The 16106-nt window shown below is 38.1% G+C and carries 14 protein-coding genes; 10 read left to right on the top strand and 4 right to left on the bottom strand.

All coding sequences use genetic code 11. The annotated features are described in order from the left end of the window. Positions 1-13 precede the first annotated feature (13 nt). Both ACIP9W_RS18650 and ACIP9W_RS18655 read left to right on the top strand, forming a co-directional pair. Positions 14-1324, top strand: a complete 1311-nt coding sequence (locus tag ACIP9W_RS18650) for an amidohydrolase (protein WP_400792497.1) — start codon at positions 14-16, stop codon at positions 1322-1324. Then, entirely contained in the window at positions 1325-2761 is a 1437-nt protein-coding gene (locus ACIP9W_RS18655; RefSeq protein WP_400792500.1) for a M20 family metallopeptidase, read from the top strand. A gap of 671 nt (positions 2762-3432) precedes the next feature. Here the strand turns inward: ACIP9W_RS18655 and ACIP9W_RS18660 are convergent. The 4 genes from ACIP9W_RS18660 to ACIP9W_RS18675 all read right to left on the bottom strand — a co-directional run bounded on the left by ACIP9W_RS18660 (position 3433) and on the right by ACIP9W_RS18675 (position 6856). After that, positions 3433-3999, bottom strand: a complete 567-nt coding sequence (locus tag ACIP9W_RS18660) for a PepSY domain-containing protein (RefSeq protein WP_400792503.1) — start codon at positions 3997-3999, stop codon at positions 3433-3435. A gap of 168 nt (positions 4000-4167) precedes the next feature. Further along, positions 4168-4719: a PepSY domain-containing protein gene (locus tag ACIP9W_RS18665; RefSeq protein WP_400792506.1), complete on the bottom strand. Its 552-nt coding sequence runs from the start codon at positions 4717-4719 to the stop codon at positions 4168-4170. 80 nt (positions 4720-4799) lie between these two features. Beyond that, complete coding sequence (locus tag ACIP9W_RS18670) at positions 4800-6158, bottom strand: sensor histidine kinase (RefSeq protein WP_400792509.1); 1359 nt, start codon at positions 6156-6158, stop codon at positions 4800-4802. Further along, positions 6155-6856 (bottom strand): response regulator transcription factor, encoded by a 702-nt coding sequence (locus tag ACIP9W_RS18675; RefSeq protein WP_400792512.1) that lies wholly within the window; start codon positions 6854-6856, stop codon positions 6155-6157. The genes ACIP9W_RS18670 and ACIP9W_RS18675 overlap by 4 nt, the downstream gene beginning before the upstream one ends. 477 nt (positions 6857-7333) lie before the next feature. Here ACIP9W_RS18675 and ACIP9W_RS18680 point away from each other — a divergent pair, with 477 nt between their 5' ends. From ACIP9W_RS18680 to ACIP9W_RS18715, 8 genes are all read left to right on the top strand, one after another. Further along, complete coding sequence (locus ACIP9W_RS18680; RefSeq protein ID WP_400792515.1) at positions 7334-7966, top strand: Yip1 family protein; 633 nt, start codon at positions 7334-7336, stop codon at positions 7964-7966. 175 nt (positions 7967-8141) lie between these two features. Beyond that, positions 8142-9128, top strand: a complete 987-nt coding sequence (locus ACIP9W_RS18685) for an N-acetylglucosamine kinase (RefSeq protein ID WP_400792518.1) — start codon at positions 8142-8144, stop codon at positions 9126-9128. Next, positions 9125-10072 (top strand): GNAT family N-acetyltransferase, encoded by a 948-nt coding sequence (locus ACIP9W_RS18690; RefSeq protein WP_400792521.1) that lies wholly within the window; start codon positions 9125-9127, stop codon positions 10070-10072. Before ACIP9W_RS18685 ends, ACIP9W_RS18690 begins: the two co-directional genes overlap by 4 nt. A 19-nt stretch (positions 10073-10091) precedes the next feature. Beyond that, positions 10092-11144 carry a serine hydrolase domain-containing protein gene (locus ACIP9W_RS18695; protein ID WP_400792524.1) on the top strand — a complete coding sequence of 351 codons (1053 nt, stop codon included), beginning with the start codon at positions 10092-10094 and terminating at the stop codon, positions 11142-11144. A 10-nt stretch (positions 11145-11154) separates the two neighbouring features. Beyond that, a complete protein-coding gene (locus tag ACIP9W_RS18700) occupies positions 11155-11862 on the top strand; it encodes a PIG-L deacetylase family protein (RefSeq protein ID WP_400792526.1) in 708 nt (235 codons plus the stop codon). 11 nt (positions 11863-11873) lie between these two features. Next, the gene (gene nagZ, locus ACIP9W_RS18705) at positions 11874-13442 is read left to right on the top strand and encodes a beta-N-acetylhexosaminidase (protein WP_400792529.1); all 1569 of its coding nucleotides are present in this window, start codon (positions 11874-11876) and stop codon (positions 13440-13442) included. A gap of 119 nt (positions 13443-13561) precedes the next feature. Next, positions 13562-14635, top strand: coding sequence for an anhydro-N-acetylmuramic acid kinase (locus ACIP9W_RS18710; protein WP_400792631.1), 1074 nt, complete (start codon positions 13562-13564; stop codon positions 14633-14635). Positions 14636-14737: 102 nt separating this feature from the next. Next, positions 14738-16072, top strand: coding sequence for an ABC transporter substrate-binding protein (locus ACIP9W_RS18715; RefSeq protein WP_400792532.1), 1335 nt, complete (start codon positions 14738-14740; stop codon positions 16070-16072). The last annotated feature ends 34 nt before the right edge of the window (positions 16073-16106 follow it).

The raw sequence follows: 16106 nt of genomic DNA on the forward strand, positions 1-16106 counted from the left end.
AGGAGTGGAAAAGATGAGTATTTTTGCGATTAACTCAAGTTTGCCTGAACAAATGTTGGAATGGAGAAGAGATTTCCACCAGTATCCTGAAATCGGTTGGACAGAATTTCGTACTGCCTCCATCATTGCATACGAATTAAGTCAATTAGGCTTTCAAGTGGAAATAGGAAAAGAAGTAGTATCAGAAGAACGGATGGGTGTACCTGCTCCAGATCAATTAGAAGCTAGTTACGAAAAAGCTGCAAGTAATGGTGGTTACACGGAATATATGAAAAAGATGGTTGGAGGATATACAGGAGTAGTTGGAACGATTAAAGGGAAGAAACCAGGTCCAACCATCGCATTCCGTTTTGATATGGATGCATTAGAAATAGAAGAATCAAAAGAAGCATCCCATATTCCTCAGCAATACGAGTTCCGTTCTAGGTATGAAGGAAATATGCATGCTTGTGGTCATGATGCTCATTGTGCAATTGGATTAGGTTTAGCGACTGTGCTTGCAAATAATACAGACCAGATTGAGGGAACGATTAAAATCATCTTTCAGCCCGCGGAAGAAGGTGTACGTGGTGCAAAATCAATGGTGGAAGCTGGCGTAGTAGATGGCGTAGATTACTTTTTGGGTATGCATGTAGGAGCAGGTTCCCCGCTAGGTACATTAATTGCAGGGGCAAATGGATTTTTAGCGACAACTAAAATAAATGCAAAATTTGTCGGAAAAGCTGCACACGCAGGAGCAGAGCCTGAGAAAGGGCGCAATGCTTTACTTGCTGCCGCTTCCGCTATTTTAGGAATTCATGCGATTCCTAATCATAGTGGGGGTGCATCCCGTATAAATGTAGGAACTTGTATAGCGGGAGATGGACGTAATATAGTGCCGGCACATGCATCTTTACAACTCGAAACACGTGGAGAGAACAGCGAAGTACACACATACGTTCATGAACAAGCGATAGCTGTGTTAGAGGGAGCGGCGAAAATGTATGGAACAGAGCTTTCTTATGAAATAGTTGGGGCTGCTAAAACCTGTTCATCTTCTGAACAATTAATAGAATTAGTTACTAAAGCCGCTGAAGGCGTTCAAGGATTAGAGGAAATCATTCCAAGTTCTAAATTTGCTGCTGGGTCAGAGGATGCGACTTATATGATGGACCAAGTGCAAAAGCAGGGAGGACATGCAACATACGCAGTTTTCGGCACAACGTTGGCAGCTGGACATCATCATGAAAAATTCGATATTGACGAAAAGGTCCTGCAAATAACTTTGAACACTTGGCTAGGTGCAATTGAACAAGTTTATCAAAAGGAAGGTGTGCAACTTTAAATGGACAATATGAAAGATATAATCGGTTCTTTAATAGATGCAAAAAGTAAGGAAATTACGGAGTTAAGTGATCAAATATGGGATACTCCTGAAACTCGTTTCCAAGAATATCAATCTGCTAAACTGTTAAGTGATTATTTAGAAGATAATGGTTTCTCTGTAGAGCGCGGAGTAGGGGGCATTGAAACAGCTTTTACTGCGACTTTCGGTCAAGAAAAACCGGTTATTGGGATTCTTGGAGAATTTGATGCACTTTCAGGGTTGAGTCAAAAAGAAGCTTCAGATGTAAGAGAAGCGCTTGAAGAAAATGGAAATGGGCATGGCTGTGGTCATAACTTATTAGGTACTGCAGGAATTGCAGCAGTTATTGCATTAAAGCAACTGATAGAGGAAAAGAAAATAACTGGTTCTATTAAATATTTTGGGTGTCCGGGTGAAGAAGGCGGATCGGGAAAAACTTATATGGTTCGTGAGGGTGTCTTTAACGATATTGATGTTGCGCTTACATGGCATCCAAACTCATACTCAGGTGTTTTCTCATTTTCATCGCTTGCGAATTATCAAGTTTATTTCTCTTTTGAAGGGAAAGCTTCGCATGCTGCAAATTCACCTCATCTTGGACGAAGCGCGTTAGACGCAGTCGAATTGATGAATGTGGGTGTCAATTATTTAAGAGAACATATTATTTCCGAAGCTAAAGTCCATTATGCTGTAACGAATACAGGTGGTTCTTCTCCAAACGTTGTACAATCAGATGCAGAAGTGCTGTATTTGATAAGAGCTCCACATATTAGTGAGGTAGAGGATATTTATCAACGTGTTATTAAAATTGCTGAAGGCGCAGCGTTGATGACGGAGACAAAGGTTACTGTTCGCTTTGACAAGGCGTGCTCTAATTACATTCCAAACGATACGTTAAATATTGTTTTGCAAGATCAATTAGAACATTTTGGTTTGCCAAACTATGATGATAAAGAATTGAGTTATGCACAAAAAATGGCTAAAACTATTACGCAAGAAGAAGTAGATGCAGCTATTCTGGATGCAGAAAAACTATCTAATTATCAACTATCGGACGAATTTTATACTCCACAATATCCTTTTTTCAATGAGGTTATCCCTTATGCAAAAACTCGTGAAGTAATGCAAGGTTCTACAGATGTGGGAGATGTTAGTTGGATTGTACCAACAGCTCAATTTTTTACAACATGTTTTGTAGCAGGAACTCCATTACATACATGGCAACTTGTGTCGCAAGGGAAAACGTCTTTGGCACATAAAGGGCTATTGTATGCAGGTAAAGTGCTTGCTGCTGGTGCCGTAGAGGTTTTTGAAAATCCTGAGCTAATCGAAAAAGCGAAGGAAGAACTAGCTAAGCAAACAAAAAATGCGTATCGAAATCCATTACCAAAAGAGCTCCAACCTAGTATTAGATAAATTAATAAATGAAAAGGTACCAGGCTATATTAACAATGGCCTGGTACCTTTTTTAGAGCTTGTCGATCAGTAAAGGGAAACTGAATGATAGTGAGTTGAAGAAAGTGACTGCTTGGATTTAGCACGGCGGCGCTTCACTTTCCGCAGGAGTCTCGCATCGCCGCACTAGACCACTCCGATTAAGTAGTTGCAGAAAAAAGTATTTCCAATAAGTGGCTAAGGGCAACCAAGCAGCTGTCGAAAGCAACCAGTTGTAGTCTGAGAGCAATCAAACGACTGTTAAGAGCAACCAGTTACAATCTTACAGCAACCAAATGCTCCCTGAGAGCAACCAATTTTCCTAAAACAAGTTAACTTGGGGTGAGATGGCAATAATATTAGAGAACTAACTAGGTTAATTTTCTAAAAAACTTCCAGTTGATCGGCTTTGTCGCGTTCGGCCTGTGTTTTGTCGTGTTCAGAGGCTAGTTTGTCGTGTTGACAGCATGTTAGGTCGCGTTACGCCATTTAATGGCATTTAATAGTTTGAAAAACTGGATTGAGCGTAGCGAAGGAAGCGGCTGAAGCCAAGTCGTCGGAAAGCGTACGCCATGCAACGAATATCTTAGCTGACTCAGCAAATAAAAACTGCTGAGTGAAGGAACTCTGAATTAGAACGTAACGCCTAATACTTAGTCGTCGTAGCCATCGTCATCAAGATCTAGTTCTAACACTGTACCGGTAGAAGCATCGATTGTAACGTCAGCTTCACCTTTATTTGTACGAAGTTCGATTTCATACTCATATCTATTATCATCTTCATCCAATTTGATTTCAGTCACTTCGCCGTTTACTTGTTTTTTCGCAATAGCAATAGCTTCTTTTTCTGAAATTAAGGATTTAATCGATGCTGATGTAGCACGTGCATTATCGTAATGATCATCATCTAAGTCTAGTTCAATTACTTTGCCAGTAGAAGCATCAATTGTAATATCATGCTCTCCATCAGCGTTTCGCAGGTCTAACTCATATTCAAATCTACCATCATCAGAATCTAACTCGATTTTAACTACGTCGCCGTCCACTTGATTTTTGGCGATAGTAATAGCTTCTTTTTCAGAGATAATTGATTTTGTAGCACTTGGAATTTGTGTGCTTTCAAGCTTGCTGTCATTTCCTTTTGCATATGCATTCATTCCGATTGCACCGCTTACTAAAAGAGTAGTTGCTAATGAACCAATAAATAATTTTTTCATCATTTATGCCGCCTAAGTTTGTTTTGTCTTACAGTTAATACTATAACCAGACAAAACTAAAGGACGGGGAAAGGAAGGTTAAAATTTGGAGAGAAAAAGATTTCAATATTTTAACCAAATAAAACACCAGGTTCGTCCCTGAAATTAGGTAAACCTGGTGCTTATATTTTTTTAGTCATCCCAATCTACTGATTTCACTTCTCCGGTGTAGGCATCCACTTGAACGACGGCTTCACGATCATCTTCCCCATTTTCGATTTCCACTTCTACTAGGTAATAGGGGGATTGACCAGAAATCGCATGAAACTCTGCGTCATCCTCATCTGCCATCCCTTTAAGATGATTGGCTGCTATTTTTACAGCTTCTTGTTTAGTTATTAAGGTGACTTCAGCAGGTTCTTCTGCTGGTTTTTCTTCTTCATTTGTCAGTACTGGTTCTTCCTTTTCTACTTGCACTGGCTTTTCTGTTTGGGCTAGAGATAGCACGTCTCCACTTTTTGCATCTATTTTAATGACATATACGCCGGTTTCGAGCTTTATTTCTATTTGATATTCGTCTTTAGTCTTTGTTGTTTTTATAATATCTCCAGGATACTTTTCAAGGACAACTGAGTTCGCTTCTTCTTCTGTTAGGTCTTTTGCTGAGATTGAAGGGGCTAGCCAAAAGACCAGGCAAACCACAAGGAGAATAATTCCTACTGGCCATACCCATTTCTTTTTCATCCTGTATCACTCCATGTCACAATTTGTTAGCCATAGTATACAACCTGAAAGTAAGAAAATGATGAGAAATAGATGATTTTCTATCTGCTTTCTGTTGATTTGAAAAAAAGCGTAACAGTAGTACCACGATTTTCTAAGCTATTAAGCTCTATCCGTATCCCGATTGCATTTGCTATTTGCTTTGCCATTGTAAGTCCTAGTCCAGAACCACCTTGTTTTCTGCTTCTTGCTTGGTCTACACGGTAAAAACGGTCAAACACCTGAGGTAAATCATCCTTTGGTATTCCTATTCCTTTATCTTCAATTTGGATATATGTCTCATCGGATGCTTGTCCGATATGAACTATAATTTGGTCCTCACTATATTTTCTGGCATTATCTAAAAATATATAAAGTAATTGTCTCAGTTTTTGTGCATCTGTGTAACCAGTCGTGATTCCGTTGCCTTCCACTAATACTTTACGTTGATAGGTATTTTGAAAGGTGTTTGCTGTGTCTGTTACAAGCTCTGTTAAGTTGATTTGTTCTATTTGAATATTCCATTGTTCCTGCTGTCTTGCTAGTTGTAATAATTGCTCTGTCATTTCTCTCATCCGCACAGCTTCTGAGTGAATGGCATCAATCGATTCCTCAAACAAATCGGGTCTTTCTAAGCCTCTTCGTTTTAGAAGGTCAGCATAATTTTCAATGATCGTTAGGGGAGTTCTCAATTCGTGTGAAGCATTGGAGACGAATTGTTCCTGTTTTTCAAAGTTTGATTGGAGTATATCAATCATATGATTAAATGTTTCTCCCATTTCTACTAGTTCACTCTCCGAAGTATTTTCCAGTTCTAATCTTTTAAATTGAGCATTTTTTTGGATTTCCTTCATCGTATCAATCATGGATCTAATTGGTTGGATTATTAAATTACTCAAAACTCTACTAGACAGAAAAACAGGTATCATTGCAATTATCGTTACAACGATAAGCACGATTCGTAATATATTGAGCATGTTATCCATTTCCTGTATGCTACTTGTTACTTGCAGGTTCACAACACTTCCATCATTCCAAACAACTGGATAGGAGACGAATACATAGCGTTTCTTTTCTAATTTGACTACTTCACTTGTCTCCCCAGTAAAAAAATTCTTTGGTCGTGATTCTAGTGCTGCCTCAGAAGGAGAGGTGATTTTCGCGTGAGTTGTTAAATCATTTTTTACTACTCGAATCATCCCTTCGACGGGAAGATAAGCACGAAGAAGTTGATCAGGAGGAAGACGATCTTTTGTCTTTCCGATATCTGTGACAATCTTTTCTACATTCGCCTCTGCTCTATTAAGTTCGTTCGTCAGCATTAAATGGCTGAAAAGAAAATAGATAGAAGCGTTCATCAGGATTAATAAAACAATAAACAACACGGAAGTATATAAATTTATCTTATTTCGAAGTTTCATGTCGCATCCTTTAAGACATAACCGACGCCTCTTACGGTATGGATGAGTGCGTGATCATAATTAGCATCCACTTTTTTGCGTAAGTAACGAATATATACATCTACGATTTTTGTTTCTCCATCATAATCATAGCCCCAAACCGCTTCTAAAATTTGCTCACGGTCTAAAACCTGTCGCTTATTTTTTAATAAATATAAAAGAAGATCGTATTCTTTTGGTGTTAAGTCAATATCGCATTCTTGGCGAATTACTTCTCGTGTTTTTTCGTTTACTTTTAGATCGCCGACATGAAGCCATTCATCATCTACTGTTACTGTGGAGGTTGCAACTTGTTTTATACGCAAGACTGCGCGAATTCTTGCAAGTAATTCTTCCATGCGAAAGGGTTTGGTAATATAGTCATTAGCGCCGAGATCAAGACCAGATACTTTGTCTTCAATCGAATCTTTGGCAGTCAACAATATAACTGGGATTAAAGAGTCTTTTAATCGGATGCGTCGGAGTAATTCAATTCCACTCATCCCGGGCAGCATGACATCTAATAATATGAGGTCCCATTTTTTAGAAAGATACGCTTCTAGTGCATCAATGCCATTTGTAGCCTTCCCTAGTTCATATCCTTCATATTCTAACTCGATTTCCAGAAGTCTTAAAATTTTCTCTTCGTCTTCTACAACTAAAATAGATTCTTTGGACAAAAGCTATTCCACCCCTTGTTCTAAATCACTGTCTATATCTTACATTACTTGAGTAAATAATAAAAAGAAGTTGATATGAAACCATGAAAAAAGCTCAATTGATTCATCACGAACCAATTGAGTTATACTTACTTCTTCATGTTAGACAATTACATGATGAGACGATAGGAGGTATTAGTCTTTCGTAATCAATTAACAAAATCAGATTGAGTTAACCTTTATAAAATCCGTTCTATATAATCACCTCCGGATTAAAGTTTTCTCTCTTTTAAAGAGATTAGTATAGTGTATTAAAACTATTTGGAAATGCTTAGGTCCCTATCTTGAATAGAAAAAAGTCTAGTGCAATTTCAATTGAAAATTATAAAATTGGAAGGAATTTGGTGTTTTTTGTCGAATCTATATGTAAACCTTTAAATAAAAATGGTTGTATTTGCATATTTTAAGAGAGAAAGAAATTCATGAGGGGGGAGTAGTTTGAAAAAGGAAGAAGTTGAATCGCTAAATCCGTTTTTCTCCATTTGGCTTTCCACAAGAGAAACGATTCGTTATGTGTTGGATTATAAAGATATAAGGTTTTCATTAATGATCGTGGCTATTGCAAGTATACCAAATGCAATTGGTGCGATAGGAGAATGGGAAACGAGGTTTGATATACCATTATGGAGGTTGCTGATTGGGAGTTTAATATTAGGCCCGATAATCGGTTTAATTGGATTGCCAATTGGAGCAGCTTTATATACCTTTGTCGGAAAATGGTTTGGTGGATCTGGAAAGTTTAAAGAAATGGTTCAAGCTGTAGGTGTAAGTATGATTCCTATTATTTGGATGACACCTTACTATATAGTAGATGCATTAATTACTAACAAGGCAAAGGCAGATACGATAACTTGGCAATTATCCGCAGGTGCAATTGGTTGGTCGTTACTATCGTTTTTGATCATGACGACATTCACGATTTGGATGATTGTCATTCAAAGTAAGGCAATTGGAGAAGTACATCAGTTTTCTAGTTGGAAAGGGTTTTGGACGATAATTATCCCTTCTACCGTGATTTTTATTATTATATTCATTATTACAATCACTATTGTATTTTCATCTCTGGGGTAAACATATATTCATATATAGAAGGTGCTAACGCTTTATCTATTTTTAATAGTAAAGTTTTGGCACCTTTTTGTGTTAATGAAATTAATTAACGAAATTAAAATAAAAAGTTGAAATAATATTTCAAATATTTATAATAGATGAATATAATTGTATTAATAATAGGGGAAGTGATTCATTGTATCTATTAGGGATAGATGGAGGCGGCACGAAAACAGAAGGAGTGGTAGCGGATGCATATGGAAACGTTTTCGTTAGGGTAGTAACGGGTCCAAGCAATCCAACTTCCATGTCTAAAGAAGAATTTGAACGGACTATAAGCGAATTATTGCAACAAATACAAAGTAAAAATCCAGATATATTTAACCAAATTGAAGTTTGCTTCGCGGGAATGGCTGGAGTTGGAGAGAAAGGTAGTCAAAGATATACGAAGGAACTATTAAAAAAATATTTACCTTCAAGAACCAATATCTTCGTGGATAACGATGCCGTTAATGCTTTGTATTCCGGTACGTTAGGAGAAGCAGGGATTGTACAAATAGCGGGAACTGGTGCCATCACATTTGGGATCAACAAAAATAAGAAAGTGTCACGAGTAGGTGGCTGGGGTTATTTATTTGATGATGAAGGTAGTGGCTTTTACTTGGGGAATGAGGCTCTAAAAGCTGTATTCAAAGAACATGATGGTCGTGGACCTTCCACCACATTGAAAAAGCAAATTTTGAGTTATTTTCAACTAGAATCAGTTCCTGAAATTATTGAAAAAGTATATGGGCGGGAACATCCTAAATCTGTGATAGCACCAATTAGTCGTTTTGTAGTAGAAGAGGCAATAAATCAAGACGTAGTAGCACTGGAAATTATAGATGAGGCATGTGAGAAAATGTTCCATTCTATTAAGACTTGTCACCAAGTTCTATTTCAAAATGAAGAGCCTACTATAATAGTGCTGTCTGGTGGGGTTTTTACAGATTCAAAACTGTTCATTCAACGCTTCCAGAAATTAGCGATGAGTAGCACTTTACCCAATCTCATGTTTCGTAAAAATATTATCCCGCCAGTGGGCGGTGCCATTGTAGCTGGTTTAAATAATGTACAGATGAAGCTTGGAGTAGAATTTGCTGAAACATTCTATAAGCAGTTTAAAGAGTTTGATATCCTATGATATTAAAAAATGTTTTAGATATAGAGATAGATGACATAGTCCAACTTTGGAATGATAGTATCGGTGAAAGATTTCCGATGTCTGAAAAACTGTGGACGCAAAACACATTGCAGGATAAAAATGTTTTAAGAGAGGCGTCCATTGCAATTTATCAAAACGAGCAGTTAATGGGGCTAGTAGTAGCGAAGTATTATCAAGAAGATTTTCAGGTAAATATATCTCCAAATATAGGTTGGATTCAATGTCTACTTGTTAGGAAATCAGCAAGAAATCAAGGTATTGGATATAAACTTTTAAATCATGTTGAGAAGGTATTTTGCGATCTATCTCTAAGTGAGATTCGATTAGGAGGAGATCCTTGGCACTATTTTCCGGGAGTGCCTTACGAGGATATAGTAGCAATAAAATGGTTTGAAAAACATGGATATAAGAACAACTCCATCGTAACAGATTTATTGAAGGAAGTAAGAAACATGAAACCATACAAGCTTGAAAATTCCTCCCATCATTTTAGAGTATTAACGAAGGAAGACATTCCAAAATTGCTCTCATTTCTTGAAGTAGTATTTCCAGGGCGATGGCATTATGAAGCTTTGCGTTATGCGGACATGGGCGGAAATGGAAGAGAATTTATTGGATTATTTTTGGGTGATGAATTGCAAGGCTTCTGTAGGATAAATGACATAAATTCTCCTATTATCGCCCAGAATGTATATTGGTCTCCGCTAGTTTCGGGACCACTCGGAGGAATTGGTCCATTAGGGATTGCACGTCATGTAAGGGGAAATCAGTATGGTATTGATTTGATAAGAGCTGCAGCCAATGAGTTAACGGCTAGAGGGATGGACTATATCGTTATCGACTGGACTCAACTAGTTAGCTTTTATGAAAAACTCTCTTTTATGCCATGGAAAGAGTATCAAACGATGTCAAAATCTATTTAGTATTTTAGGGGGATGGTTGATGAGATCACAGATTATTTCATTTTTACAAAAAGAAATAGATAACAGAGTAACACCTGGTGCAGTCATTCGCATCAAGCATAAAGGGGAATGGATTATAGAAGAGGCATTAGGAAGCAATAGTTTGGAAGATGATAAAGTTCCTATGACAGCTGAGCATCTTTTTGATGTGGCTTCCTTGACAAAAGTCATGGCTACCTTACCAGCAATACTTCAACTTTTTCAAACTGGGGATATTTATTTGCAAGATAAGGTAGCCCGATTTCTACCAAATTTCGCGCAAAATGATAAAGGAAATATAACGCTTCAACAATTATTGACTCACTCATCTGGACTCATTGCCCACCGTCCTTATTTTGAAAAACAGCTTACGTATGATGAGGTGTTAGCTGATATTTACAAAGAAAATCTAGTTTATACTCCCGAGACAAAAGTAGTTTATAGTGATTTAGGTTATATACTTTTAGGCGCCATTATTGAAAAAGTAACTGATCAACCTCTTCAAGACTATGTGAAGAATAATATTTATAAACCTCTACAAATGTCCCATACAACCTATTTACCTAGTGTAGAAAGACATCAATATGCACCAACTGAGTATTTGCCACACTTGCAAGACTTTAAGTACGGGATTGTCCACGATGACAATACGGAATTTATGGGAGGAATTAGTGGGCATGCAGGATTGTTCTCAACTATAGGAGATATTGCGAAGTTTTGTGATATGTTGGAATGCAATGGAGAAAAAGATGGCAAGCAGTTTCTACATCCATTATGGATTCAAAAGTCTCGAGAGAATTTCACCTCTTTCTCCTCAGAAGCAAGAGGAATTGGATGGCAATTAAAAGGAAATGGCACGAGTCCTATAGGTGATTTGATGTCTACTCAAACTTATGGACATACAGGGTTTACGGGAACAAGCTTTTATATAGATCCAAAAAGCGAACTTATTATTATTTTGTTAACAAATCGTGTGTATTTTGGCAGGCAAGATGAAATGGTTCGTTTAAGACCACGGCTACACAATCTCATTATGACAAATTTAACTAGTTAGGAGCGTAATTATGCATTTAATGATTGTAGGTGCGCATTGTGGAGATGGAGAAATACAAGCTGGTGCAATTGCACACAAATATGCAAAAGCAGGATATAAAGTGACCTTTCTACATTTGACTGCGGGAGAAAAAGGTACTCCTCCCCATGTAGATGTAGAAACGTATAGAAAACAAAAAATACAAGAAGCGGAGAAAGCGGCCGCTGTTTTAGGCGGGACAAGTATTACGCTAAATCACAAGGATGCTGAGCTTACTTTTAATGATGAGCTTGTTAAAGAAGTGGCAACAGTTTTCAGAAAAGAAAAGCCTGATTTTGTCATAACACACTGGATAAATAGCATGCATCCAGATCATCGTCTTTGCCAGTTAGTTGTGCAGGACGCTTGGCTAAAAGCATCACTTCCTGGTTTTGATTTGGAGGGATTGCCACCTCACGGACTTCGAAGAGTTTTCCATAGTGAAAATTGGGAGGACATGGAGGGATATGAGCCGGATATATATGTAGATGTGTCGGAATCTTTTGACGCCTACTTAGAAGCATTGTCTTGTTATTGGTTTATCATGAATTCTTCCAGTTTTCGCTACTATGATTATTACAAAGCATTAGGGACGATGCGTGGTTGTTTAGCAAGGACAACATATGCGCAGACACTACAAAACTCAAAGGGACTACATGTAAGAAAAGAAGGAGATATTCCTGGATTTCCGATTGGATAAGGAGGAGCACAATGAGTTTGCAGAAAAAAGCAGGTCGATTATTAATAGCTGGTTTTAAAGGAACGACCATTTCCGAAGAGATCAAACACCTTATACATGAATACCACATAGGTGGAGTAATATTATTTGGTCGTAACATAGGAACTCCAAAAGATATTCTGGCCCTCACCCAAAGCTTACAGCAGGAAGCTAAAGAAGCCGGCTATAAGACACCTTTGTTAATTTGTATCGATCAAGAAAATGGAGTAGTTCGTCGTTTGGGAGAAGGAGCAACGATTGTGCCGGGTGCGATGTTACTTGGTGCAACATATCGACCTAATTACGCTTATCAGGCAGGATTTGTAACTGGCAAAGAGTTAAAAGCACTCGGTATTAATTGGAACTTGTCTCCTGTGGTAGATATCAATAATAATCCTGAAAATCCTGTGATAGGAGTGCGATCTTTTGGTGAAAAACCGGATGAAGTAACGGAAATGGCTAAACAATCTATGTTAGGTATGCAAGCAGCAGGAGTCATGACGACTTTAAAACACTTTCCGGGACATGGTGATACAAGTGTGGACTCTCACTTGGATTTACCTGTTATTACTCATGATCTTAAAAGGCTACACGACGTGGAATTAGTCCCTTTTAAAGGGTGTATTCAGGCAGGTGCTGACGCCATCATGAGTGCCCATGTGTATTTTCCGGCACTTGAAACGGAAACGAACACACCTGCTACATTATCCCGCGCAGTTATCACAGGTTTACTTCGAGGGGAACTTGGTTTTGGCGGGGTTGTGACAACTGATTGCATGGAGATGGACGCAATAGCAAAAGGAGTAGGAACTGTAAATGGATGTGTACAAGCCATTAAAGCAGGCGTCGACTTAGTGATGGTATCTCACATACATTCCTTGCAAGAGCAGGCAATACTAGAAATTATGGAAGCAGTAAAAAATGGAGATATAGAAGAGCGGCAACTGGATGATTCTATTGCCAGAATTGAGCGTATGATTGCCAAATATACTTCCTGGGAGGAGATAGAGGACGCACAAGTAGTGGCAGACTTCGTTGGATCTGAAAGTCATCAAAATGAGATGAGAGAGATTTATCAAGCTGGTATTACAATTGCTAGTGGACAGGGATCAGCTATATTACCTAGTGATCGTGTGTTGCTCATTTTCCCGACCAATGAATATGCAACAATGGTCGAAGATAAACGATATGCAACATTAGAAATGGCGGAGCAATTAAAAAAGGTACATTCGAATATGGAAATAATAGAAATAAAGTCTCCCCAATTCATAGATCAAATAGAATTTATAGTCTATCAAGTGAAAAACTTTGATAGAGTAGTTGTTTTAACCTTGAATGCAGTTCAGAACAAAGGTCAGCAAACACTAGTAAATAGATTATTAGAAACAGGAAGACCGATAGATGTTGTAGCTGTACGTTCACCTTATGATGCAAAATTATTTCCACAGGTAAATCGCATGATTTGCACATACGAATTTACGAAAGTGGCATTTGAAATCGTTGCTGAATATTTGGTTGGAAAAAGAGATATTAAAGGGAAATTACCAGTAGCACTACAATAAGTGAAAATATTTTTCGGTAATTTAGAAAAGTATTGAAATTTAATTTCAGAACATTTAAAATACAGTTAAGCGCTTTCATCTTATTATTTTAATAGAAAGGGAGTGTCACGTTGAAACCTATGCGTGTGTGTGGTCTTATGTCAGGAACTTCTCTCGACGGGCTAGACATCGCCATTGTAGACTTTTCATTTGTTGATAAACAACTTCAGTATGAATTAAAGCAATTTATGACGATCCCGTATTCAAAGGAATTGACGACCCAATTATTACAATTAATGAATCCAACTGTAACCATTCAAGAAGTGTCTTCTATGAATATGTACTTAGGCGAACTTTACGCACAACTCATTAAAGCTGCTCTTGAAAATTTTTCAATGGATTACAATTCAATCGATTTAATCAGTACGCATGGTCAAACAATTTGGCATGAACCTATTATTGAATATGATGGACTGTTTGCACGATCGAATACACTGCAAATTGGAGATATCTCCGTACTTGCGGAATATAGCGGTATTCCAGTAATCGGGGATTTCAGAACGAGAGATATGGCTGCAGGGGGGCAAGGTGCTCCACTTGTACCATTTGCAGACCAACTCCTTTTTCAAGCCGAGGAAGTAGGAAGAGTACTTGTCAATATTGGCGGAATTGCAAATATTACTGTACTTCCTTCGAAGAATGCAGAGCAGGATGTTCTTGCGTATGATACGGGTCCCGGAAATATGATTATTGATGCATTTGTTTCATTGTATACAAATGGAGAGCAACCTTATGACGAAAATGGTAATTTTGCTAAAGAGGGTACTGTACATCAGGAATGGTTAAAAATATTGATGAATAATGATTATTTCAGTTTACCTGTGCCCAAAAGTACAGGTAGAGAATTATTTGGGAAGACATATGCAGAGCATCTTTGGTTAGAGGGGGATCAATTTGGAATTTCTGCTTTGGATAAAATAGCAACCATAACTATGTTTACTGCATATTCAATAGCAAGGGAAATTCAAAAATACATTCAGACACATCATTTAAAAGAGGTATTCATTAGTGGTGGAGGGGTTCATAACGCTACATTGTTAGCTTATTTTAAGGAATTTTTACCTGGAGATATAGTTGTGAAACCATCAGATGCTTTAGGTATAAATAGTGACGCAAAGGAAGCATTTGTTTTTGCGTTACTTGGTTATTTATGATTTCATAAAGTACCGAATAACTTACCTACCACTACAGGAGCGAAGCGTCAAACGATTTTGGGGAAAATTGCTTGGTGAGAACATTTAAAGGGGAAATGTAGAATGAAGAAAATGTGGAAAAAGTCGATGCTTTCAATCGCTTCACTAGGTTTAGCAGCTTCTGTATTAGCAGCTTGTAGTGATGATACAAAGGAAGTGGGCTCGGCGGATGAATTCAAAGGGAAAATAACTGTTTGGGACGGTCCAAGATGGCCGGACAAAGATGAAAATAAATTTCATTGGTTAGAGGCTAAGATTAAAGAATACGAAGAAGCACACGAAGGAGTAGAAATCGAATTAGTTCAAGTTCCTTGGGCGGAAATGGGAGATAAACTAGGGGTAGCTATTGCCGGAAAATCATGGCCAGACATTGCACCTGTCGATATTAGTGGCAGTGCTGTAAGTATCGATCATATCGAGCAAGGGGTTGTAGAGCCGTTAGATGACTATTTTGATAAAGAGGCAAAAGCGGATTTTTATGAAAATGCTTTAGATGCTTACACGTATGACGGAAAAATGTACGGCATTCCGAACTCAATCACGCTTCACTCTATGCTTCTAAACTTAGATTTGTTTGCTGAAGCAGGAGTAACCCCTCCCGAAGGTGGAGAATGGACGTATGAGGAGTTTTTGGATGCTGCCAAAAAGCTAACGTTTGATCGTGACGGCGATGGAAAGATAGATGTTTATGGTTTTTCAACTTATATTATGCCTGGATACTATGAGGCATGGCCATTCTTCTATAAAAACGGAGGATCACCACTTAACGAAGACATGACAGAATTTACATTTGATACTCCAGAAGTGGTTCAAGCAATTCAAGACCTGGCGGACTTAAAGCTGAAAGAAAAAGTCGCACCTGAAACTCATGGTGGAAATGACGTTGGTGGCACATTCCAAGCTTGGGCAAATGAGGAACAACGTACAGTAGCAATGCAACCTTGGGCAACATGGGCAATTGGTGCTGCACAAGGTAAATATCCGACAAACTTTGCTGTAGCTAACTATCCTACAGGCGAATCTGAAAAACCTACAACAATCGGTGGTGTAGGTGGTTGGGTAATGTTCCATCAAGGAGAAGACGCAAACAAAAAAGCAGCAGTAGCTGACTTCATGAAGTTTATATCGACAGCAGAAGAGCAATACCATATGGCACAAAATTATGGTATTTTCCCAGCACGTGTTAGCGCAGCCGAAATGGATCCTTTTAAAGATAATCCAGAAATGACTCGTGCAATGGAAATGTCTGACCAAGTTGTTATGCTTCCTCGTCATCCTGAATGGAGAAAAATTGACGAAGCAATTCAAACACAGCTTCAATTGGTTTTTAATGGAGAAAAATCAGCAGAAGATGCAATGGCAGATGCAAAGAAAGCTGTTGACGAGTTACTAAAATAATTATTTTATAGCAGGCTCTGCATCATGCAAGCCT

Origin of the sequence: Psychrobacillus sp. NPDC093180 (assembly GCF_044754065.1) — a bacterium.
Lineage (GTDB): Bacteria > Bacillota > Bacilli > Bacillales_A > Planococcaceae > Psychrobacillus.

Excerpts from the sequence above, each read along its gene's own strand:
- ACIP9W_RS18715 (WP_400792532.1), top strand. The coding sequence starts at position 14,738 with ATGAAGAAAATGTGGAAAAAGTCGATGCTTTCAATCGCTTCACTAGGT.
- ACIP9W_RS18665 (WP_400792506.1), bottom strand. The coding sequence starts at position 4,719 with ATGAAAAAGAAATGGGTATGGCCAGTAGGAATTATTCTCCTTGTGGTT.
- nagZ (WP_400792529.1), top strand. The coding sequence starts at position 11,874 with ATGAGTTTGCAGAAAAAAGCAGGTCGATTATTAATAGCTGGTTTTAAA.
- ACIP9W_RS18670 (WP_400792509.1), bottom strand. The coding sequence starts at position 6,158 with ATGAAACTTCGAAATAAGATAAATTTATATACTTCCGTGTTGTTTATT.
- ACIP9W_RS18690 (WP_400792521.1), top strand. The coding sequence starts at position 9,125 with ATGATATTAAAAAATGTTTTAGATATAGAGATAGATGACATAGTCCAA.
- ACIP9W_RS18660 (WP_400792503.1), bottom strand. The coding sequence starts at position 3,999 with ATGATGAAAAAATTATTTATTGGTTCATTAGCAACTACTCTTTTAGTA.
- ACIP9W_RS18700 (WP_400792526.1), top strand. The coding sequence starts at position 11,155 with ATGCATTTAATGATTGTAGGTGCGCATTGTGGAGATGGAGAAATACAA.
- ACIP9W_RS18655 (WP_400792500.1), top strand. The coding sequence starts at position 1,325 with ATGGACAATATGAAAGATATAATCGGTTCTTTAATAGATGCAAAAAGT.
- ACIP9W_RS18650 (WP_400792497.1), top strand. The coding sequence starts at position 14 with ATGAGTATTTTTGCGATTAACTCAAGTTTGCCTGAACAAATGTTGGAA.
- ACIP9W_RS18695 (WP_400792524.1), top strand. The coding sequence starts at position 10,092 with ATGAGATCACAGATTATTTCATTTTTACAAAAAGAAATAGATAACAGA.
- ACIP9W_RS18710 (WP_400792631.1), top strand. The coding sequence starts at position 13,562 with ATGCGTGTGTGTGGTCTTATGTCAGGAACTTCTCTCGACGGGCTAGAC.